20 protein-coding genes are annotated in these 19,937 nt (G+C 73.6%); 7 read left to right on the forward strand and 13 right to left on the reverse strand.

Going from position 1 to position 19,937, the window contains the following annotated elements; genetic code table 11:
• Nucleotides 1-10: 10 nt before the first annotated feature.
• Nucleotides 11-1,993 carry a helix-turn-helix domain-containing protein gene (locus BLW14_RS22595; RefSeq protein ID WP_093709012.1) on the reverse strand — a complete coding sequence of 661 codons (1,983 nt, stop codon included), beginning with the start codon at nt 1,991-1,993 and terminating at the stop codon, nt 11-13.
• Between the two features lie 37 nt (nt 1,994-2,030).
• Nucleotides 2,031-2,849: a 3-hydroxybutyrate dehydrogenase gene (locus BLW14_RS22600; RefSeq protein WP_093709013.1), complete on the reverse strand. Its 819-nt coding sequence runs from the start codon at nt 2,847-2,849 to the stop codon at nt 2,031-2,033.
• 282 nt (nt 2,850-3,131) lie between these two features.
• On the opposite strand from BLW14_RS22600, the gene BLW14_RS22605 reads away from it, so the two are divergent.
• Nucleotides 3,132-4,379: an extracellular catalytic domain type 1 short-chain-length polyhydroxyalkanoate depolymerase gene (locus BLW14_RS22605; RefSeq protein ID WP_093709014.1), complete on the forward strand. Its 1,248-nt coding sequence runs from the start codon at nt 3,132-3,134 to the stop codon at nt 4,377-4,379.
• A 50-nt stretch (nt 4,380-4,429) separates the two neighbouring features.
• On the opposite strand, the gene BLW14_RS22610 is transcribed toward BLW14_RS22605, so the two are convergent.
• The 7 genes from BLW14_RS22610 to BLW14_RS22640 all read right to left on the reverse strand — a co-directional run bounded on the left by BLW14_RS22610 (nt 4,430) and on the right by BLW14_RS22640 (nt 10,833).
• Nucleotides 4,430-5,323, reverse strand: coding sequence for an alpha/beta fold hydrolase (locus BLW14_RS22610; RefSeq protein WP_093709015.1), 894 nt, complete (start codon nt 5,321-5,323; stop codon nt 4,430-4,432).
• Nucleotides 5,320-6,432: a branched-chain amino acid ABC transporter permease gene (locus tag BLW14_RS22615; protein WP_093709016.1), complete on the reverse strand. Its 1,113-nt coding sequence runs from the start codon at nt 6,430-6,432 to the stop codon at nt 5,320-5,322. Before BLW14_RS22615 ends, BLW14_RS22610 begins: the two co-directional genes overlap by 4 nt.
• Entirely contained in the window at nt 6,429-7,316 is an 888-nt protein-coding gene (locus BLW14_RS22620) for a branched-chain amino acid ABC transporter permease (RefSeq protein WP_093709017.1), read from the reverse strand. Before BLW14_RS22620 ends, BLW14_RS22615 begins: the two co-directional genes overlap by 4 nt.
• Nucleotides 7,316-8,062, reverse strand: a complete 747-nt coding sequence (locus BLW14_RS22625) for an ABC transporter ATP-binding protein (protein ID WP_093709018.1) — start codon at nt 8,060-8,062, stop codon at nt 7,316-7,318. The genes BLW14_RS22620 and BLW14_RS22625 overlap by 1 nt, the downstream gene beginning before the upstream one ends.
• A complete protein-coding gene (locus BLW14_RS22630; protein WP_093709019.1) occupies nt 8,059-8,847 on the reverse strand; it encodes an ABC transporter ATP-binding protein in 789 nt (262 codons plus the stop codon). The genes BLW14_RS22625 and BLW14_RS22630 overlap by 4 nt, the downstream gene beginning before the upstream one ends.
• Before the next feature lie 3 nt (nt 8,848-8,850).
• Nucleotides 8,851-10,098, reverse strand: coding sequence for a substrate-binding domain-containing protein (locus tag BLW14_RS22635; protein WP_093709020.1), 1,248 nt, complete (start codon nt 10,096-10,098; stop codon nt 8,851-8,853).
• A 135-nt stretch (nt 10,099-10,233) separates the two neighbouring features.
• The gene (locus tag BLW14_RS22640; protein ID WP_093709021.1) at nt 10,234-10,833 is read right to left on the reverse strand and encodes a TetR family transcriptional regulator; all 600 of its coding nucleotides are present in this window, start codon (nt 10,831-10,833) and stop codon (nt 10,234-10,236) included.
• A gap of 176 nt (nt 10,834-11,009) precedes the next feature.
• On the opposite strand from BLW14_RS22640, the gene BLW14_RS22645 reads away from it, so the two are divergent.
• The 3 genes from BLW14_RS22645 (at nt 11,010) to BLW14_RS22655 (ending at nt 14,230) form a co-directional block, all read left to right on the forward strand.
• Entirely contained in the window at nt 11,010-12,341 is a 1,332-nt protein-coding gene (locus tag BLW14_RS22645) for a glycosyltransferase family 4 protein (RefSeq protein ID WP_093709022.1), read from the forward strand.
• Between the two features lie 69 nt (nt 12,342-12,410).
• The gene (locus BLW14_RS22650; RefSeq protein WP_073965384.1) at nt 12,411-13,160 is read left to right on the forward strand and encodes a class I SAM-dependent methyltransferase; all 750 of its coding nucleotides are present in this window, start codon (nt 12,411-12,413) and stop codon (nt 13,158-13,160) included.
• Entirely contained in the window at nt 13,157-14,230 is a 1,074-nt protein-coding gene (locus BLW14_RS22655; protein ID WP_093709023.1) for a prenyltransferase/squalene oxidase repeat-containing protein, read from the forward strand. Before BLW14_RS22650 ends, BLW14_RS22655 begins: the two co-directional genes overlap by 4 nt.
• Before the next feature lie 18 nt (nt 14,231-14,248).
• Here the strand turns inward: BLW14_RS22655 and BLW14_RS22660 are convergent, their stop codons facing one another.
• The gene (locus BLW14_RS22660; protein WP_093709024.1) at nt 14,249-14,536 is read right to left on the reverse strand and encodes a hypothetical protein; all 288 of its coding nucleotides are present in this window, start codon (nt 14,534-14,536) and stop codon (nt 14,249-14,251) included.
• A 148-nt stretch (nt 14,537-14,684) separates the two neighbouring features.
• On the opposite strand from BLW14_RS22660, the gene BLW14_RS22665 reads away from it, so the two are divergent.
• From BLW14_RS22665 to BLW14_RS22675, 3 genes are all read left to right on the forward strand, one after another.
• On the forward strand, nt 14,685-15,239 hold the full coding sequence (locus BLW14_RS22665; RefSeq protein ID WP_093709025.1) for a hypothetical protein: 555 nt from the start codon (nt 14,685-14,687) through the stop codon (nt 15,237-15,239).
• Between the two features lie 39 nt (nt 15,240-15,278).
• Nucleotides 15,279-16,055, forward strand: coding sequence for a maleylpyruvate isomerase family mycothiol-dependent enzyme (locus tag BLW14_RS22670; RefSeq protein ID WP_093709026.1), 777 nt, complete (start codon nt 15,279-15,281; stop codon nt 16,053-16,055).
• 87 nt (nt 16,056-16,142) lie between these two features.
• Entirely contained in the window at nt 16,143-17,183 is a 1,041-nt protein-coding gene (locus tag BLW14_RS22675) for a PHP domain-containing protein (RefSeq protein WP_093709027.1), read from the forward strand.
• A gap of 67 nt (nt 17,184-17,250) precedes the next feature.
• Here the strand turns inward: BLW14_RS22675 and BLW14_RS22680 are convergent, their stop codons facing one another.
• From BLW14_RS22680 to BLW14_RS22690, 3 genes are all read right to left on the reverse strand, one after another.
• Nucleotides 17,251-18,033: a hypothetical protein gene (locus tag BLW14_RS22680; RefSeq protein WP_093709028.1), complete on the reverse strand. Its 783-nt coding sequence runs from the start codon at nt 18,031-18,033 to the stop codon at nt 17,251-17,253.
• A 223-nt stretch (nt 18,034-18,256) separates the two neighbouring features.
• Nucleotides 18,257-19,195, reverse strand: a complete 939-nt coding sequence (locus BLW14_RS22685; RefSeq protein ID WP_093709029.1) for an N-acetylmuramoyl-L-alanine amidase — start codon at nt 19,193-19,195, stop codon at nt 18,257-18,259.
• A 79-nt stretch (nt 19,196-19,274) separates the two neighbouring features.
• Nucleotides 19,275-19,919, reverse strand: a complete 645-nt coding sequence (locus tag BLW14_RS22690; RefSeq protein WP_093709030.1) for a class I SAM-dependent methyltransferase — start codon at nt 19,917-19,919, stop codon at nt 19,275-19,277.
• Nucleotides 19,920-19,937: the final 18 nt, after the last annotated feature.

The following is a 19,937-nucleotide window of genomic DNA, read 5'->3' on the forward strand; positions in this document are numbered from 1 at the left end:
ATTCTGCCCGTCAGGCCGGCCGCGTGTCCCGCGAAGAACCCGACAACAGGTGCAGCCGCAGCGCCAGCTGGAGCTCCAGCGCCCGGTCCGGTTCGTTCCAGTCCCGGCCCAGCAGCACCTGGATGCGGTCCAGGCGCTGCACCACCGTGTTCACATGGACGTGCAGCTCGTCCTTGGCCCGGATCAGGCTGCCGCCCGCCCCGAAGTACGCGCTCAGCGTGCGCACCAGATGCGTGCCGCGCTGTGCGTCGTACTCCAGCAGCGGCCCCAGCGTCACCGCCACGAACCCGTCCACGTCCTGCGCGTTGCCCAGCACCACGCCCAGGAAGCCCAGCTCCTCCACGCACGCGCCCTCGCCCGCCCGCCCCAGCACCCGCATCGCCCGCAGGCAGCGCGCCGCCTCCGTGTAGGCGGCGGCCAGCCCGCCGGGGCCACGCGCCGGACCGGCCGCCGCCACCGTGACGGGGGACTGGGCCAGCTGCCCCAGCTGGGCCGCCGCCGAGCGGGCCGCCGCGCCCGCTCCCGTACCGGCGTCCTCGATCAACAGCACCACCGCGCCCGCGTGCTCGGCGCTCACGCCCTGGTTCTCGCCGCCGAACAGGAAGCGCATCGCCGCCGGTGCCAGCCGCTCCCGCGCCCCGGTCTCCGCCACGAGCAGCAGATGCGGGCGGTCCAGGTCGATGCCGAGCCGGCGGCCGCGCTCGGCCAGCCCCGCCGGGTCACGGGCCGGGTCCGACAGCAGGTCAGCGATGAGCTCACCGCGTATCCGGTTCTCCGTCTCGGCCACCGTGCGCCGGAGCAGCAACAGCAGCCCCGTCACCACCGCCGACCGCTCGAACAGCCGCCGGTCCGAGTCGTCCAGTGGGCGGGCCCGGTGCAGGACGAGACCGGCCAGCAGCTCCTGCCCGGCGAGCACCGCGCACACCACCCGCCCGTCGCGGTGCACGGCCCGCGCTCCCGTACGCGACTCCTCGGCCGCCTCCGCCAGCCAGTCCGCGTCCATGCTGTCGGCGGCGAAGCCCGTACCGTCCGGGCGGACCGCGGCCAGCGGGCGGCCGCCCGGGTCGTGGATGGTCAGCGGCGAGCCGAGCAGCCCGGCGACCGCCGCCGCCACGTCCTTGACGTCCCGGCCGCGCAGCACCAGGTCGGTGAGCCGGTCGTGCGACTCCTCGGCCCGTGCCATGGCCGCCGAGTGCGCCCGCACAGAGGCGTTGGCCTCGGCCAGCTCCGCGTTCGCCTCGGCCAGTTCGGCCAGCGCGGCCGTGGTGTCGGTGAGCGCGCGGGCCGTGTCGATGGCGATCGCCGCGTGCGCCGCCAGCGAGCAGAGCAGGGCCACCTCGTCGGGGCTGAAGACCCGGGGCGAGCGGTCCGCCGCGAACAGGACGCCGATCACCTTGCCCGTACCGCCCCGGCTCGACCCCAGCAGCAGCGGTACGCCCAGGATCGCGACCAGGCCCTCGTCCAGCACCCCGGCGTTGATGTTGCGGGTGTGGCGGAAGCGGTCGTCGGTGCGGTAGTCCGGCGTCGCGTACGGGCTCGCCGTCTGCGCCACCAGACCGCCGAGGCCCTCGCCCAGCTCCAGGCGCAGCCGTTGGAAGAGCACCGAGACCGAGCCGTCGGTGACCCGCATGTAGGTGTCCCCGGCCTCCTCGTCCGGCAGGGTCAGATACGCGGTGTCCGTGCCCAGCAGCATCCTGGCCCTCCGCACGATCGCCTTCAGCACGTCGTCCAGGTCGCGGGACGCCGCCAGGTCGCCCGCCGTGTCGAACAGTGCGGTCAGCTGGGCCTCGCGCCGCCGGTGCTGGCGCAGCGCGCTCCTGATCCGCAGCGCGGTCGCCGTCGCCCGTTCCACCTCCGCCAGCTCCCCGGTGGGCACCCCGTCCGCCCGCGCCTGCGAGGAGACCGCCCCCAGCGCCTCGGCCGGGGCGTCGTCGGCCAGCAGGTCGAACAGGCGCCGGAGGTGGGGCGCGGCGGAGGGGAGCGGTTCAGGCATGGTGTTCCAGGGTTCCTCGGGGGTCGGGGCAGGCGGGTCAGTTCGCGGTCCAGCCGCCGTCCATGGAGAGCGACGAGCCGGTGATGTGCCCGGTGCGCGGGCCGCACAGCCACAGGACCGCCTCGGCCACGTCCGCCGGCTCGATCAGCCGCTTGACCGCGCTGCGCTCCAGCATGACCCGGCCCACCACCTCCTCCTCGGAGATGCCGTGCGTGCGGGCCTGGTCGGCGATCTGGTTCTCCACCAGTGGGGTGCGCACGTACCCGGGGCAGACGCAGTTGCTCGTCACCCCGTGCTCCGCCGCTTCGAGCGCGACCACCTTGCTCAGTCCCTCCAGTGCGTGCTTGGCCGTCACGTAGGCCGATTTGTACGGGCTCGCGCGCAGCCCGTGCACCGACGAGATGTTGACCACGCGCCCCCAGCCGCGTTCGTACATGCCCGGCAGGGTCCGGCGCAAGACGCGGAACGGCGTCTCCACCATCACGCGCTGGATCAGGGCGAACCGGTCCGGCGGGAACTCGTGCACCGGGGCCACGTGCTGGAGGCCCGCGTTGTTGACCACCACGTCCACGTCGGCGGGCAGGGTGTCCACGACCGCCGGCTCGGACAGGTCCACCACCCAGGGCGTCCCGCCGATCTCCTTCGCCAGCCGCTCGGCGGCTTCGCCGGCCCGGTCCACGACGTGCACATGGGCGCCCGCGGCGGCGAGGGCCTGCGCGCAGGCCCGCCCGATCCCGCTCGCCGCCCCGGTCACCAGCGCGGTGCGCCCGGCCAGGACGGGTTCTGCGGGGGCCTGCGCGGGGCCGCCGGACGCGGCGGCTGCGGGCTGGTGATCCGGTCTGCGGGAAGTCTCCATGGCCGTCACCGTAGGTACGCGCGGGCCCGCGTCACACGGCGCCGGTGCACACACCCACGTACCCGGGCATGGTGCGGGCGTACATGGTGCGGGGCCCCGGGCGGCCGCCGGGACGCGACCGGCGGGGGCCGCCGCCGCAGGCCCGCCGCCGCTCCCCGTCGCGCAAGGGCGTCGGCGCACACAGCGGGGGCCGGGGTGTGGCCACCGGTCCCATGGGCGGGGACCGGCCCCGCTCGTAGGTTCCGCAGCAACCCGTACCCCCACGGCAGGGAGAGACCACCCGTGCGACCACCGATCCTGAAACGTCTGCTGCGGCGCCTCGCGTCCGCCGCCGTCCTCGGACTGCTCGCGGCGACGCTGAGCGCCACCACCGCCGCGCAGCCCGCCGCCGCTGCCGCCGGCCTCCAGCAGGTGACCGGCTTCGGCTCGAACCCCGGCAACCTCCAGATGTACGCGTACACCCCGGCAGGACTCCCCGCGAACGCCCCCCTGGTCGTCGCCCTGCACGGCTGCACGCAGACCGCGAACGCCTACTACACCAACTCCGGCTGGCCGAAGTACGCCGACCAGTGGGGCTTCGCCGTCGTCTTCCCGCAGACCACCTCCGCCAACAACGCGCTGTCCTGCTTCGGCTGGTTCGACCCGAACGAGGACACCCGGGGCAAGGGCGAGGCCGCGTCGATCGTGCAGATGGTCGACTACGCGAAGAAGACCTACGGCTCCGACGGGCGCCGGGTGTACGTCACCGGGCTCTCCGCCGGCGGCGGGATGACCGCCGACCTGCTCGCCGCCTACCCCGACGTCTTCGCGGGCGGCTCGGTGGCCTCCGGACTGCCCGCCCAGTGCGCGACGAGCCAGGCGGCCGCCTCCGGCTGCCAGACGGGCCCGCAGAAGCTGACGCCCGCGCAGTGGGGCGACAAGGTCCGCGCCGCCTACCCCGGTTACAGCGGTCCCTGGCCCAAGGTCGCGATCTGGCAGGGCACCTCGGACTACACGGTCTACCCGGCCAACGCCACGGCCCTGCGCGACCAGTGGACCAACGTGTGGGGCATCAGCCAGACCCCGTCCTCCACGGACAGCCTCCCCGGCAGCACCACCCGCACCGTCTACAACGACGCCTCGGGCAAGCCGGCCGTGGAGATGTACTCGGTCTCCGGCATGGGCCACGGCCTGCCCGTCGGCCCCGGTTCGGGCGCCCAGCAGTGCGGCTCGACGGCCGCGTACTTCCTGAACACCCTCTGCTCCACGTACTACACGGGCGTCTTCTGGGGCCTGGACGGCGGTACCGACCCCGGCGGCCCGGGCGACCCCGGTGATCCCGGAGACCCGGGTGACCCCGACCCCGCGCAGTGCTTCACCGCCACCAACTACGCCCACGTCACCGCCGGCCGGGCGCACATGTCCGGCGGGTACGTCTACGCCAACGGCTCCAACGAGAACATGGGCCTGTACAACGTCTTCGTCAGCCACACCCTGAAGGAGACCCCGGCCGGCTACTTCGTCATCGCGGACAGCGGCTGCACCACCTGAGGCACGGAGAGCAGGGCCCGGCGTGGTGCCGGGCCCTGCTCGTACGTACTTCAGCCGCGCGCCAGCGCCACCAGCCGGTCCGCGATCTCCCGGCCGCCCCGGTCGCCCGTCAGGACCGTGTAGTGGTTCACGTCCTTCACCGCGACCGGCTCCACCCGGGTCCCGCCCAGGTCGGCGGCGGCCAGCCGGCCCTCGTCGTAGAGGCCCTGCTCCTCGTCCATCAGGCCGCGCTCCGCCCACAGCAGCGCCGCGTCGACGGGCAGCTTCCGCACCGCCGACAGGACCTCCTCGTCGAACAGGCCGACCCCGTCCGTGCGGATCGCCTCGATCCGGCAGGACGAGCGCAGGTCCGGCTCCTCGCCGGTCAGGTCGCGCTGGATGTACGCGTCCACCTCGTCCGACCAGGCGCCGGCGAACGCCGGATGCGCCTGCCAGAACGCGCGGTAGGCGGCCCGGTCCGGGAAGGTCATCGACAGGCGGTCCATCGCCGGGCCGATCACCGCCGTCATCAGCTCGTCCGGCGTCAGGTGCGTCGGAGCCGGGAAGCCGATGCCGCCGTCCACGAGCAGCAGCGGCCCGAAGCGGTCCGGGTGGCGCACCGCCGCAAGGGCCGCCACGAACGCGCCCATCGAGTGGCCCGCGAGGACTACCCGGTCCCGGCCCAGGGCCTCGGTCAGCGCGGCGATGTCGTCGGTGTGCCCGGCGATCCCGTACGGGCCGGGCAACTGCGCACTCCCGGCCCGGCCGCGCAGATCCGGCGCGACCAGCGTGACCCGGCCGTCCAGCAGCCGGGCCACCGCCGCCCAGGACAGGGCGTTGGAGGTGATCCCGTGCAGGGCCACCACCACCGGCGCCTCCGGGGCGGCGGCCGGCCAGCGCAGCGCCGCCAGGAAGCCCCCGCGCACGGGGACCTCGATCTCTTCGTACTCCACGAGCGGGCTCAACTGACTACGGTCTCCTTACGGTTCGAGGCTGCCCGCAGCCGGGACGGCAGCCGGGCCAGGCCGCCGGGCAGCAGATGTACCACGGCCACGAACAGCACGCCCAGCAGGAACAGCGGCTGCGAGAGCGGTACGCGCAGCACCGCCGGCAGGTCCGCGACCGCGCCGGAACCGGCCAGGTCGCCGAGCCTGTGGTCGGCCCAGGTGTAGAGGATGCCGCCGGCCATCGGCCCCCAGCGGGTGCCCGAGCCGCCCAGGACCACCATCACCAGCAGCGACAGCGTGAAGTCGGACGTGGTCGTCTGCGGGGTCGAGCCGCCCGTCAGGAGCAGGTGCACGATCCCGCCGAGGGCCGCGAGTCCGCCCGCGACGACGAAGGCCGTCAGCTTGAACCCGTACGGCTTCAGGCCCAGGACCTCCACCCGGCGCTCGTTCTCCTTGATGCCCTCCCAGACGCGGCCGGTGGGGGAGCGGACCGCCCAGTGGACGACGCCCAGGGTCAGGACCAGGTAGGCCAGCGCGATCCAGTACAGGTTGGCGGTGTTGTCGATGCCGACGAGCGAGGACGGCAGCAGGTCGGAGGGGGCCGCCCGGCCCTCCTCGCCGCCGGTGACCCCGCCGGGGTTCCGGGACACCAGGATCGAGCCCGCCTGGGCGAACGCGAGGGTGACCATGGAGAAGCCGATGCCGGTCACGCGCAGGCTCACCGACCCCAGGGCCAGGGCGAGCGCGATCCCGAAGAGCATCCCGAGGACCGTGGCGAGCGCGAACGGCAGGCCCGCCTCAAGCAGGAACAGGTTGGTGGCATAGCTGCCCGCCGCGAAGTACAGGGCGTGCCCGAAGGAGAGCAGCCCGGTGCGTCCGAGAAGCAGGTCGTAGCCGGTGGCCAGCGCGCCGAACAGCAGGCAGGTGGCCAGGAGTTGCAGACTGCCCGCCGAGCCGAGCGGCCCGTCGAGCAGGCCCGGCACCGGCACCGCGCTGAACGGCGCGACCACCAGTACCAGCAGGACGGCGGCGGGCCACCAGCGCAGCAGCCGGGCCCGCCCGGCCGGGGCCTGGGCGGTGGCCGGGCGGCCGGCGGTGCGGTCGGGTGTGTCGGTGGCGGTGCTCACGCGAGCCTCCCCGTCAGTCCGCGCGGCCGGATCAGCAGCAGCACGGCGAGCAGGACGACGACCGCCAGGTCGCCGAGCCCCGCTGCGGTGTAGTAGTTGGCGAGCTGCTGGACCAGGCCGATGACCACGGACGCCACGGCGGCGCCGGTCACCGAGCCCATGCCGCCGGTGACCACGACGACGAACGCGAAGATCAGCAGCGAGGTGCCCTGGCGCGGGTCGACCGAGCCGAAGTACAGCCCGCCGAGCGCACCGCCCAGCGCCGCCGCGCAGCCGCCGATCGCGAAGACCAGCGTGAACGCCCTGCGGACGTCGATGCCGAGCGCGGTGACCATCGCCCGGTCCTCGACACCGGCCCGGACGACCAGGCCGTGCCGGGTCCGGCCGAGGAACAGCCGCAGCGCCACCAGCACCACGACCGCCGCGCCCACCAGGACCACCCGGTTGACCGGGACCTGCGCGCCCAGCAGCCCGAAGGTGCCGGACAGCGCCTCCGGCCCCGGGAACGGGTGGGCGTCGGAGCCCCAGATGCCCGAAAGCAGCGCGGGCACCGCGAGCCCCACCCCGACCGTGGCGAGCACCTGCTCGCGCGGCCGGGTGTAGAGCGGGCGGACCACCGCGAGTTCGAGGAGCACGGCGGCGGCGGTGCCCACCGCCGTACCGAACAGGACCGCGAGCACGAAGCCGGCGCCGCCGGGGCCCGCGCCGGGCAGGTTCCCGGACGCGGCCCACCAGGTGCCGTACGCGCCGATGGACAGCAGCGCCCCGTGCGCGAAGTTGAGCACGTCCATCAGGCCGAAGATCAGCGAGAGTCCGGACGCGACGAGGAAGTAGAGGGCCCCCAGACCGAGTCCGGTCATGGTGAGCAGGACGAGGGTGGACATCAGGAATCCGCCTTCACGGAAGGGTGTGCGGGGAGCGGGCCGTGGCCCACACCGAGCAGCGTGCGGGCCGCCTCCGCGTCGCCCAGCAGCTCGGCGGCCGGGCCGCGGTGGGCGGTACGGCCGTCGGCGAGGACCACGCAGTGCCCGGCCAGCCGGCGCACCACGGCGAGGTTCTGCTCCACGAGCAGCACCGGCACCGCCTCGGCGGCCCGCTCCAGCACCTGCGCCACCTCGGTGACGACCTTCGGCGCCAGGCCCTTGGTCGGTTCGTCCGCGATGATCAGCCGGTTGGCGTTGAGCAGGGTCCGCCCGATGGCGACCATCTGCTGCTGGCCGCCCGACAGTGTCCCCGCCAACTGCTTCGCCCGCTGCTTGAGTTCGGGGAACAGCTCGTGGACCAGGCCGTACGCCGGCTCGCCCGCGCCGCGCCGCTCGGCCAGCCGCAGGTTCTCCGCGACGGTCAGCCCGGCGAAGATCCCCCGGTCCTCGGGGGCGTAGCCGATGCCGCGCCGGACCAGGGCGTGCGTGGGCAGGCCCGCGGTCTCCTCGCCGTCGAACCGCACGCTTCCGGCGCGCGGGACGAGCCCGAGGACGCCCCGGACCGCGGTGGTCTTCCCGGCACCGTTGCGCCCGAGGAGCGCGGTGACGCCGTGCGCGCTGACGTCCAGGTCGACGCCGTGCAGGATGTGCCGGCCGCCGATCAGGACCCGCAGGTCCCGCACGTCCAGGAGGGGTTGTTCCGTCACAGTCCCTCCCCGAGGTACGCCTGCTGCACGGTCGGGTCGGCGGTGACCGCCTCCGGTGTGTCCAGGGCGAGCAGCCGGCCGTGGTGCATCACGGCGAGCCGGTCCGCCAGGCCCAGCAGGACGTCCATGTGGTGTTCGACCATGAGGACCGTGCGCCCCTCCTCCCGGTGCAGGGTGCGGATGAGTTCGGTCAGGGCGGGCACCTCCTCGGCGCTCACCCCGGCCATCGGCTCGTCGAGCAGCATCAGCCGGGGCTCGCCCACGAGCAGCACGGCGAGCTCCAGCTTCCGCTTCTCGCCGTGCGACAGTTCGCCCGCCGTCGCCCCGGCCCGGTGGCCGAGGCCGGTGCGCTCCAGGACGCCGGCGACCTCGGCGGTGTACGGGTCGGCGCGCCGCCACAGCCGGTACGAGCCGCCCCGGGCGGCCTGCGCGGCGAGGCGGACGTGGTCGGCCACGGTCATCGCGGGCCACAGGCTGGAGGTCTGGAAGGTCCGGCCGATCCCGCGCCGGGCCCGCACGTGCGCGGGCCGGTCCGTCATCTCGGCGCCGTCCAGCTCGATCCGCCCGGCGGTCGGCAGGTTCAGCCCGCTGATCAGGTTGAACAGGGAGGTCTTGCCCGCCCCGTTGGGCCCGATGAAGGCAAGGAACTCGCCCTCGCGGACGCTCAGCGAGACGTCCTCGACGATGGTGGCGCCGCCGACGCTCCAGCCGAGTCCCTCCAGCCGGAGCACGGGCGTCTCCCGGTCCGCCGGGCTCGCCTGCCCGAGAGTGTGGGGTGCGGTCACGGGTCAGCCCGCCGCGGGCTTCACGGGCGGTGCCACGGCGTCCATCTGCTCGGTGTCCAGCAGCTTCGGCTCGGCCGTCTTGCCCTTGCCGTCCAGCTTGGCCACGAACATCGGCTGGAGCAGCGCGTGGTCCTCGCCGCGCACCCGGGTCTGTCCCTTGACCCCGTCGAAACTCCAGCCCTCCAGGGCCTTCACCATCGCGGCGGTGTCGGTGGCGCCGCCCTTCTCGACGGCGTGCACGATCATCTGGGCGGCCGTGAAGCCGTCGGGCGTGAACAGGTCGGGCCTGCCGCCGTCCTTCTTCACCGCGTCCAGCATCGCCTTCTCGACGGCGTTGTTGCCGCCCGCGCCCGGGAAGTAGTGCGCCAGGAACGACACCTTGACCCCGGCCGCTCCGAAGATCGGGTACGAGGCGGTGCCGGCCAGGCCGGTGACCACCTTGCTCGCGCCGAGCACGCCCTGCTGGTCGAGCGCGGTCCAGAGCGCCGGTGCGGTGGAGCCGGCCCAGGCGACGAAGACCAGGTCGGGGCCGCCCGCCTTGACCTGCCGGGCGAACGGGGTCAGGTCCGTCGCGCTGGGCGGCGCCAGCACCGAGCCGACCAAGGCGCCCTTGCCGCCGAGCACCGCCTTGACGGCGGCCACGTTGGCCTGGCCGAAGGTGGAGTCCTGGGCGAGGACCGTGACCTTCTTGCCCTTGGCGTCGCCGAGCATCGTGCCCGCCGTGAGGATGTCCTGGTAGGACTGGCGGCCGGAGCGGAAGGTGTAGTCGTTGATCCCGGTCACCGCGTCGGTGGCGGCCGGTCCGCTGACGTAGAGCACCTTGTTCTGCGCGGCGAGCGGGGCCATCTGGAGGGCGACGCCGGAGTCGGTGGTGCCGGCCAGCACCTTGTAGCCCTTGCCGATGAGGTTCTTCGCGGCGGAGACGGCCTTGCCCGGGTCGCCGGCGTCGTCCTGCTCGGTGACCTCGATGCGGTGGCCCGCGACCTCGCGGGTCCCCTTGGTGGCGTAGTCGAGGCCGGCCATGAAGCCGTCGCGGTACTGCTTGCCGTAGTCGGCGAGGAGCCCGGTCCTGGAGTACACCAGGCCGACCTTGACGGCCGCGTCGTCGGCGGACTTCGCGGAGTCGGAGCCGCCCGCCTTCCCGGCGGCGGTGCAGCCCGTCAGCAGCAGTCCGGCCGCGGCCAGGACGGCGACGGTACGGATGTCACTGAGGGATCTGAGGGCTCTGCTGGCTGTGCGGCTGCGGGGCATGGTGACCGGCTCCTCGGCGTGTTCCTGTGATGTCGCCGAACCGTATGAACCCCGTGCCGCCGTAGATATGGTGCAGGGCACCCCACCTCGCCCCCGGGGCGTGTGGGCGCCGCACATGGCAGGCGGGTGCGCCCGTCAGGGGGCCGCCGGGCCGATCAGCCCGCACGCCGTCTCGATGTCCGTGCGCACCTGCGCGATCGACTCACGGCCGGAGAGCCAGCAGATCAGCGCGGAGTGCCAGGTGTGCTCGATCACCCGCACGGCGCAGAGCTGGTCCGGCGTCGGGTGGCCGGTGCCCATCGCGTCCAGGATGATCGCCGTCGTGAGCCGCGAGACGGCGTCGGCCTCGGGGCCGGCGCCGCGGTCCGCGAACGTCAGCGCGCGCACCATCGCGTCCGCGAGCTGCGGTTCGCGCCGCATCGAGCGGAACGCCCGCATCAGCGCTTCGGTGACCCGGGCCGCCGGGTCGTCCCCCGCCGGGGGGCGTGCGCGCAGAGCCGCGCGGAGCTGCTGGAGCCGGTCCTGAAGGGTGGCGACGAGGAGGTGGACCTTGGACGGGAAGTACCGGTACAGCGTGCCCAGGGCGACCTCCGCGGCCTCCGCGACCTCGCGCATCTGGACGGCCTCGAAACCGCCCCGGCGGGCGAGTTCGGCGGTGGCCTCCAGGATGCGGCGGCGACGGGCCTCCTGGCGCTCCGTCAGGGGCGGCGTTGCCGGTCGGGCTTCCGCTGTCATGTGTCCCATCCCGTGGCCGGGGTGTGTGCCGTGGCGTGAATCACCTGATCCGGCCGTTGCACCGACGCTACCGCCCGGTAGATTCGTAGCTCATTGAACTAGCCAGTCTGAAACTTGTTCTAGATTAGCGTCGGCGGTTACGCTCCGGCGAACAGGCAGTGAGAAGGGGGCCGAGTGTGACCGCTGAGGCCGTTGAGTCGGGCCCCCGTACGGGCGTCGCCACGTCGGGCACGGGCCCCGGTGACGGCCCCCTGCGCATCGCGCTCCTGACCTACAAGGGCAACCCCTTCTGCGGCGGCCAGGGCGTCTACGTACGCCACCTCGCCCGGGAGCTGGCCCGCCTCGGCCACAGCGTCGAGGTCATCGGCGCCCAGCCCTACCCGGTGCTCGACGAGGGCGTCCCGCTCACCGAGCTGCCCAGCCTGGACCTCTACCGGCAGCCCGACCCGTTCCGCACGCCGGGGCGCGGCGAGTACCGGGACTGGATCGACGCCGCCGAGGTCGCCACCATGTGGACCGGCGGCTTCCCCGAACCGCTCACCTTCAGCCTGCGGGCCCGGCGCCACCTCGCCGCCCGGCGCGGCGAGTTCGACGTCATCCACGACAACCAGACCCTCGGCTACGGGCTCCTCGCCGACCTCGGCGCCCCCCTCGTCACCACGATCCACCACCCCATCACCGTCGACCGGCAGCTCGACCTGGACGCCGCGCCCACCCGGCGGCGCCGCGCGTCCGTACGCCGCTGGTACGCGTTCACCCGCATGCAGAAGCGGGTCGCGCGCCGGCTGCCGTCGGTGCTCACCGTCTCCGGCTCCTCCAAGCAGGAAATCGTCGACCACCTCGGCGTCGACCCGCGCCGCGTCGAGGTCGTCCACATCGGCGCCGACACCGACCTGTGGTCGCCCGACCCCTCGGTCGCCGAGGTCCCCGGCCGCATCGTCACCACGTCGAGCGCGGACGTCCCGCTCAAGGGCCTCGTCCACCTCGTGGAGGCTCTCGCCAAGCTCCGTACCGGCAACCCCGCCGCCCACCTCGTCGTCGTCGGCAGGCGCGCCGAGGACGGACCGGTCGCCCGGGCCATCGAGCGCCACGGGCTCGCGGACGCCGTCGAGTTCGTCAAGGGCATCAGCGACACCGAGCTGGTCGACCTGGTGCGCGGCGCGCAGATCGCCTGCGTCCCCTCGCTGTACGAGGGGTTCTCGCTGCCCGCCGCCGAGGCCATGGCCACCGGCACCCCGCTCGTCGCGACGACCGGCGGCGCGATCCCGGAGGTCGCGGGCCCCGACGGCGAGACCTGCCTCGCGGTCCCGCCCGGCGACCCCGGCGCCCTCGCCGACGCGCTCGGCCGGCTGCTCGGCGACGCGGAGCTGCGCGCCCGGCTCGGCGCCGCCGGCCGTGAGCGGGTGCTCGCCCGGTTCACCTGGAAGCAGGCCGCGATCGGCACCGCCGAGCTCTACCGGCAGGCCATCGCCGCCCGCGCCGCCACCGGCCCCGGTGGCCGGCGGTGACCCCGCCCCGCCCGCCGGGCCCCCGCACCTGACCCCCGACCCCACCCCCGACCGCGAAAGCAGGCACTCGTGCTGACCGTGGACTTCACCCGCTTCCCGCTCGCCGCAGGCGACCGCGTGCTCGACCTCGGGTGCGGCGCCGGACGCCACGCCTTCGAGTGCTACCGGCGCGGCGCCCAGGTGGTGGCCCTCGACCGGAACGGCGAGGAGATCCGGGAGGTCGCGAAGTGGTTCGCGGCGATGAAGGAGGCCGGGGAGGCCCCCGAGGGTGCCACCGCCACCGCGATGGAGGGCGACGCGCTCAACCTGCCCTTCCCCGACGAGTCGTTCGACGTCGTGATCATCTCCGAGGTCATGGAGCACATCCCCGACGACAAGGGCGTGCTCGCCGAGATGGTCCGGGTGCTGCGGCCCGGCGGCCGGATCGCCGTCACCGTCCCGCGTTACGGCCCCGAGAAGGTCTGCTGGGCCCTCTCCGACGCGTACCACGAGGTCGAGGGCGGCCACATCCGCATCTACAAGGCGGACGAGCTCCTCGGCAAGATGCGCGGCGCCGGCCTCAAGCCGTACGGCACCCACCACGCCCACGCCCTGCACTCGCCGTACTGGTGGCTCAAGTGCGCGTTCGGCGTCGACAACGACAAGGCGCTGCCGGTGAAGGCGTACCACAAGCTCCTGGTCTGGGACATCATGAAGAAGCCGCTGGCCACCCGGGTGGCCGAGCAGCTCCTGAACCCCGTCGTCGGCAAGAGCTTCGTGGCGTACGCGACCAAGCCGCACCTGCCCGTCGCCGCAGTGGCCGCCGAGGCCGAGGCGTGAGCCTTCCCGAGCGGACCGAACACCTCGTCCTGCCCGGAGTCCTCACTGCCGCGCAGGCCGCCGAGACCGTCACCGCGCTGCTCGCCACGCAGTGCGAGGACGGTGCGATCCCGTGGTTCCGCGGACACCACCTCGACCCGTGGGACCACACCGAGGCCGCGATGGCCCTGGACGCGGCCGGCGAGCACGCCGCCGCGGAGCGCGCGTACGAGTGGCTGGCCCGCCACCAGAACGAGGACGGCTCCTGGTACGCCGCCTACCACGACGGCGACCCGCAGCGGCCGACCGACCGGGGCCGGGAGACCAACTTCTGCGCCTACGTGGCCGTCGGCGTCTGGCACCACTACCTCGCCACCGGCGACGACGCCTTCGTCGACCGGATGTGGCCCACGGTCTACGCGGCCGTCGAGTTCGTCCTGCGCCTCCAGCAGCCCGGCGGCCAGATCGGCTGGAAGCGGGAGGACGACGGCACGGAGGTGACGGACGCGCTGCTGACCGGGTCCTCCTCCATCCACCAGGCCCTGCGTTGCGCGCTCGCCATCGCCGAACGCCGCGAGGAGCCCCAGCCGGACTGGGAGCTGGCGACCGGGGCGCTCGGCCACGCGATCCGCAGCCACCCGGAGCGCTTCCTCGACAAGAGCCAGTACTCGATGGACTGGTACTACCCGGTGCTCGGCGGCGCGGTCGCCGGGGTGGCGGCCAAGGAACGCATCGAGGAGGGCTGGGACCGCTTCGTCGTCCCGGGCCTCGGCGTGCGCTGCGTGCTGCCCAACCCGTGGGTGACCGGCGGCGAGAGCTGCGAACTGGCCCTGGCCCTCTGGGTGATGGGCGAGTCCGACCGGGCGCTGGAGATCCTCCAGTCCATCCAGCACCTGCGGGCCGAGGGCGGCATGTACTGGACGGGGTACGTCTTCGAGGGCAACCGGGCGTTCTGGCCCGAGGAGCACACCTCGTGGACGGCCGGTTCGCTGCTGCTGGCGGTGGCCGCGCTCGGTGGGGACGAGGCGACCACCGCCGTCTTCAGCGGGGACCGGCTGCCGAAGGGGCTGGAGCCGGACTGCTGCGGCTGAGCGGTTGACGGGGCTGCGTCAGCGTCGGACGCGGCCCGCCACGGCGTGCCCGATGAACAGGTACACCAGGGCGGCGAGGCCGTAACCGGCGACGACGTTCGCCCACGCCTTGTCGAACGTGAACAGGTCGTACGACCAGCCCGCGAGCCACCTGGCGGTGTCCCGCACGAACTCGACCAGCTCGTTGCCGCGGTTCGCGTCGAGCAGGTACATCAGGATCCACAGGCCGATGATGAAGGCCATGACGTCCGCCACGAGGGCGATGACACGTGCTGCGGTGAAGCCACTGCCTCTGCTGTAGGACATGGTCTCCGCTTTGCCGCTCCGGCGCGGCCGAAACCCGGTGGCCGAACCCTTACGGCCGCCCAGCGGTGGCGGGTTGGCCCGTACGCGGCCAGCCTGGCGGGGAGTGCCGGGACCCGGCACCCGCCCCGCCAGGCCAGGGAGGCCCGCCGTGCCCCGACCCGTACCGCTCCGCCGCCTGCTCGTCGCGCTGCTGCTGGCCTGTGCCGTGCTGGCGGGCACCACCGCGTGCGGGAGCGACGACAAGGGCAGCGGTACGAGCAGTTCGGCCTCGCCGACCGGCACCTCGTCGGCCGGGGCGCAGAAGTGGGCCAAGACCAGGTTCGCCGCCAACGCGGGGCTCGCGGCGGGCGCCACGTACCAGTGGATCGTGAAGCCGTACCGGGCCGGGAAGTTCAAGAAGGGCGCCGACGGGCGCACCTTCGCCCTCGTCAAGGCCGGACTCGCGGGCGGCTTCGCCTACAACCGGCTCAAGGCCGCGACGGAGAACGCGAAGGGCGACCCGCTGCTGTCGAAGGCCGTCGCCCCGCTCACCGCCGGCATCGCCTCGCTCAAGGGGCTCGGCACCAAGCTCCGCAAGGGCGAGGCGGGGGCAGGAGACATCGGGGTGTTCGAGAGCGTCATCAGCGGCATCAAGGACGCCGGGAAGAGCGCGGGCGCCGAGGTGAAGGACAAGGTGCCGTCCACCTCGCAGCTCGGCGGATAACCGCATGTGGAAGCGGTCTCCTCGCACTAGGGTGCGGTGATGGCCCTTCTTGCGCACGAGCGCTACTGCGATGAAATCGTCCGGCTGACCGGGGAGTTGAGGGCGGCGATCCGGGGAGCCGACCTCGGCGCGACCGTACCGACCTGCCCCGACTGGACCCTGCGCGAACTGGCCGAGCACGTCGGCCGCGCCCACCGCTGGGCCGGCGAGATCGTCCGCACCCGGGCCACCGAGGAGGTGGCGGACGAGAAGGTGCCGGACAACAGCCCCGCGGGCGACGGCCCTGCCGCGCTCGACACCTGGCTGGCGGAAGGCGCCGCCGGCACCGTCGACGCGCTCCGGGAGGCCGGGCCGGATGCCCAGGTCTGGTCCTGGGCCTGGAACCGCAGCGCGGGCTTCTGGGCCCGCCGCATGGCTCTGGAGACCGTCGTCCACCTCGCCGACGCGGCCCTCGCCGCGAAGGTCCCGTACACGATGGCGCCGGAGCTGGCGGCGGACACCGTCGAGGAGTGGCTGCAGATCGTGGCCTACGCGCAGAAGGTGGGCTACTCCGGGTCGGCCGAGCTGCCCCGCGACGGACGCACCCTGCACCTGCACGCCACCGACGCCCCCGGGGCCGAGTGGCTGATCGAGCTCGGCGCGGACGGCGTCACCTGGAGCCGTGAGCACGGCAGGGCGGACGTGGCGCTGCGCGGGCCGCTCACCGACGTCATGCTGGTCTTCAACCGCCGCCTCGCCGTCGGCAGCGACCGGGTGGAGGTGCTGGGCGACGCCGGGCTGCTGAACTCCTGGCTGGAGCGCACGTCCTTCGAATGAGGGGGCGGGCCGGTGTGCGGGCCGGGCCGTGCTGGGCCAAGCTGGACGGGCGGCCGCCGGCCGTCCCGTCCAGCTGTGGAGGTGCCGATGGACCCCGTCCGGGCCCTGGAACGGATCGCCTTCCTGCTGGAGCGCGGCAGGGCGGTCACCTACCGCGTCCAGGCCTTCCGTACGGCCGCCCGCACCGTCGCCGCGATGGACGACGGCGAGGTGGAGCGGCGCGTGTCCGACGGCTCGCTGGAACGGGTCAAGGGCATCGGCCCCCGCACCGCCCAGGTGATCCGCGAGGCCGTGGCCGGCGAGACCCCCGGGTATCTGGAGCGGCTGGAGTCCGAGGCTTCGAGCGCGGGACCGCTGGCGAAGGGCGGCGAACATCTGCTGTCCCTGCTGCGCGGCGACTGCCATACGCACTCCGACTGGTCGGACGGCGGCAGCCCCATCGAGGAGATGGGCCGCGCGGCGGCGGAGCTGGGCCACGACTGGACGGTGCTCACCGACCACTCGCCCCGGCTCACCGTGGCCAACGGCCTCTCGCCGGAGCGGCTGCGCAGGCAGCTGGCCGAGGTGGCCGAACTCAACGCGCGCTGGGCGCCGTTCAGGCTGCTCACCGGCATCGAGTGCGACATCAACCTGGACGGCTCCCTGGACCAGGAGGAGGACCTCCTCGAACAGGTCGACCTGGTCGTGGTCTCCGTCCACTCCAAGCTCCGCATGGACTCCGCCCCCATGACCCGGCGGATGGTCGCCGCCGTACGCCACCCGCAGGCGAACGTCCTCGGCCACTGCACCGGGCGCCTGGTCACCGGCCGGGGGCGCCCGGAGTCGGCGTTCGACGCCGACGAGGTCTTCGCCGCCTGCGCCGAGGCGGGCACCGCCGTCGAGATCAACAGCAGGCCCGAACGCCTCGACCCGCCCCGCCGGCTGCTGCGCGAGGCCGTGGCGGCGGGCACCCTGTTCGCCGTCGACACCGACGCGCACGCACCGGGCCAGCTGGACTGGCAGGCGTACGGCTGCGCCCGTGCCGAGGAGTGCGGGGTGGAGCCGGAGCGCGTGGTCACCACCTGGTCGGCGGACGAACTGCTCCGCTGGACCCGGAAGGGCAAGCTCCCCGCTCGGGCGGCCGGTTGAGCCCGCCGGACACGACAGCGGCCCCCCGCCCGGAGAGGGCGGGGGGCCGACAAGGGGGCGGGGCGCGTCAGCCGCGCTGGATGCCCGTGGTGTCCTGGAGGACGCCACGACGGCCGTCCTGCGTCTGGGCGATCAGCGCCGAACCGCGCTGCTCGACCGCGAGGTACCAGGTGCCCGGCGCCAGTTCGGCGATCGGGGCCTGCGAACCGTCCTCGTTGTACAGCTGGCGGGCCACCGGCACCGCGAACCAGAACGGCGTGAAGTCACCGGCGCCGCCCCCGGCCGCCGGAGCCGCCGGAGCCTTCTGCGCCTCGGGCTGAACCGGCTGACCCGGCTGCTGCGCACCGTACGGCTGCGGCTGGCCCGGCTGCTGGCCGCCGAACGCCGGCTGCGGACCACCCGGGTAGCCGTAGCCCTGGCCGGGCTGGCCACCGTACGGCGGCTGCACGGCCTGCTGGCCCGGGGCGCCCGCGAGCGGGGCCTTGAGGGCCGGGACCAGCGGCGAGGCTACGGCGCCGCCGGCGAGTGCCAGCGAGGCGATGAAGCCGAGGATCAGGCCGGCGCCCGCGTCGATCTGACCGAGGTCGATGATCGTCCAGAACATGTTCCACGCGGTGAACACGGTGGCGGCGACGCCGAACTGGGCGAGGTCGAGGCCCACGACCTTGCGGGGCTGGGGCTGCGAACGGGAGAACACGATCAGCGCCGCGCCGATGACCCCGACCATGTAGACGCCGATGCCGTTGCCGAGGCCGTCCCAGGCGTTGGGGGCGTCGATCCTGTTGCTTCCGTAGTCGTAGTAGTCGAGGAACGAGGCGATGAACAGCACGACCGCTGCTCCGATCACCACGCCATCGCCTCGAGTGAGGGAGCGGATATTCACGTGAAGGTCCTTAGTCGGTCGTCTCGTCGGGGCGGTCGTCGTTGCCGCCGGATGCTCGGCGGGGACGGCTTGAAGCTCGGGAACGGCTCCCCATCGTACGGATGAATCTATCGTCTGCCCGGGCGGGTTGTGTTCCTGCCCGGTTGCCGCGCGGACATCCTCCCGAATTCATCGCAGAATCACCCCTTGCTTACCCCTTGAGGTAGCTGCTGATGCCGTCCGCGATGCCCTGGGCGGCCTTCTGGCGCCAACCCGGGTCGGTGAGCAGGGCGGCGTCCTCGGGATCACGCATATTGCCGCATTCGATGAAGACTTTGGGCACGGTCGACAAATTAAGTCCGCCGAGATCCTTGCGGACGTCCAAACCCGTTTTGCCGCCGATGTAATTGGAGGGAGAACTTCCGGTACTGCGTACGAACAGTCCCGCGATACGCGTGCCGAGGTCGCGCGAAGGGGCGACGATCTTCGAGGTGTCCGCACCCCCGCCGCGTACGGACGCGGGAAGGATCACGTGGAACCCCCGGTTGCCGACGGCCGATCCGTCCGCGTGGATGGAGACCACCGCGTCCGCGTGGGCCTTGTTGCCGATACGCGCCCGCTCGTCCACGCACGGCCCGAACGCCCGGTCCCGGTCGTAGGTCAGGATCACCGTCGCGCCCTGGTCCCGCAGCAGCGTCCGCAGCCGGTGCGCCACGTCGAGGGTGAACTCCGCCTCCGCGTAACCCCCGTTGGTGGCGGTACCGGTGGTGTCGCACTCCTTGTGCCCGGTGCCGATGTCGACCTGGCGGTTGATCTCGGCGGTGTGCAGGTGGTTGGCCGGGTTGTGCCCGGGGTCGATGACCACCGTCGTGCCGGACAGCGGCCCGTCGGGAGCGGGCGGGGTCTTCGAGGGGGCCTTCGACGGGGGCCTCGACGGGGACTTCGACGGCGACGGGGCGGCCTTCGTGGGTGCCGGTGACGGCGTGGCCGGCGGGGTGGTGGCCGCACCTCCGCTCGGCCCGGCCTGGGCCGCCGCGGTGCCGCCGCCCCCGTCGCCGCAGCCGGCCAGGCCCAGGCACAGCAGGGCAGCGGCGGCGAGCCGGAGCGGGCGGCGGCGCGGGGTGGGGGGAAGGCTCTCGTCGTGACGCACCCGGCGATGCTATCGGCCGGGCGCGGCGGTGTCCGGGCCGTCCGCGGACCGGCCGGGCACCCCCGTACGGCTCGTGTCCTCAGGTGCCCGAGCCGGTCCGGCGCAGCACGCGCAGCGAGTCCGTGACGGAGATCTCCGTGAAGGCCCCCGACTCCAGCGCCCGCAGATACACCCGGTACGGGGCCTGGCCGCCGTGCGCCGGGTCCGGGAACACGTCGTGGATCACCAGCAGCCCGCCCTCCGCGACGTGCGGGGCCCAGCCCTCGTAGTCGCCGTTCGCGTGCTCGTCGGTGTGGCCGCCGTCGATGAAGACGAAGCCGAGCGGGCCGCCCCACACCGCCGCCACCTGCGGCGAACGCCCCACGAGCGCCACCACGTGGTCCTCCAGGCCCGCCGCGTGCAGCGTCCTGCGGAAGGTGGGCAGGGTGTCCATCCTGCCCACCTCCGGGTCCACCACGGTCGGGTCGTGGTACTCCCAGCCGGGCTGCTGCTCCTCGCTGCCCCGGTGGTGGTCCACGGTGAGCGCGGTGACGCCCGCGGCCCGCGCCGCGTCGGCGATCAGGATCGTGGAGCGCCCGCAGTAGGTGCCGACCTCCAGCAGCGGCAGGCCGAGCGCGGCGGCCTCGGCGGCGGCGTCGTACAGCGCGAGCCCCTCGGCCACCGGCATGAAGCCCTTGGCGGCCTGGAAGGCGGCGAGAATCTCCGGCTTGGGCTCGGCGGCCATGGTGTTCCTCCTGGTGGG

Source organism: Streptomyces sp. 2131.1, from assembly GCF_900105515.1.
In the GTDB taxonomy this organism is placed as follows: Bacteria; Actinomycetota; Actinomycetes; order Streptomycetales; family Streptomycetaceae; genus Streptomyces; species Streptomyces drozdowiczii.

Coding starts and splice junctions, on each gene's coding strand:
- BLW14_RS22595 (WP_093709012.1), bottom strand. CDS start 1,993: ATGCCTGAACCGCTCCCCTCCGCCGCGCCCCACCTCCGGCGCCTGTTC.
- BLW14_RS22600 (WP_093709013.1), bottom strand. CDS start 2,849: ATGGAGACTTCCCGCAGACCGGATCACCAGCCCGCAGCCGCCGCGTCC.
- BLW14_RS22620 (WP_093709017.1), bottom strand. CDS start 7,316: ATGTCCACCCTCGTCCTGCTCACCATGACCGGACTCGGTCTGGGGGCC.
- BLW14_RS22635 (WP_093709020.1), bottom strand. CDS start 10,098: ATGCCCCGCAGCCGCACAGCCAGCAGAGCCCTCAGATCCCTCAGTGAC.
- BLW14_RS22640 (WP_093709021.1), bottom strand. CDS start 10,833: ATGACAGCGGAAGCCCGACCGGCAACGCCGCCCCTGACGGAGCGCCAG.
- BLW14_RS22660 (WP_093709024.1), bottom strand. CDS start 14,536: ATGTCCTACAGCAGAGGCAGTGGCTTCACCGCAGCACGTGTCATCGCC.
- BLW14_RS22670 (WP_093709026.1), top strand. CDS start 15,279: ATGGCCCTTCTTGCGCACGAGCGCTACTGCGATGAAATCGTCCGGCTG.
- BLW14_RS22675 (WP_093709027.1), top strand. CDS start 16,143: ATGGACCCCGTCCGGGCCCTGGAACGGATCGCCTTCCTGCTGGAGCGC.
- BLW14_RS22690 (WP_093709030.1), bottom strand. CDS start 19,919: ATGGCCGCCGAGCCCAAGCCGGAGATTCTCGCCGCCTTCCAGGCCGCC.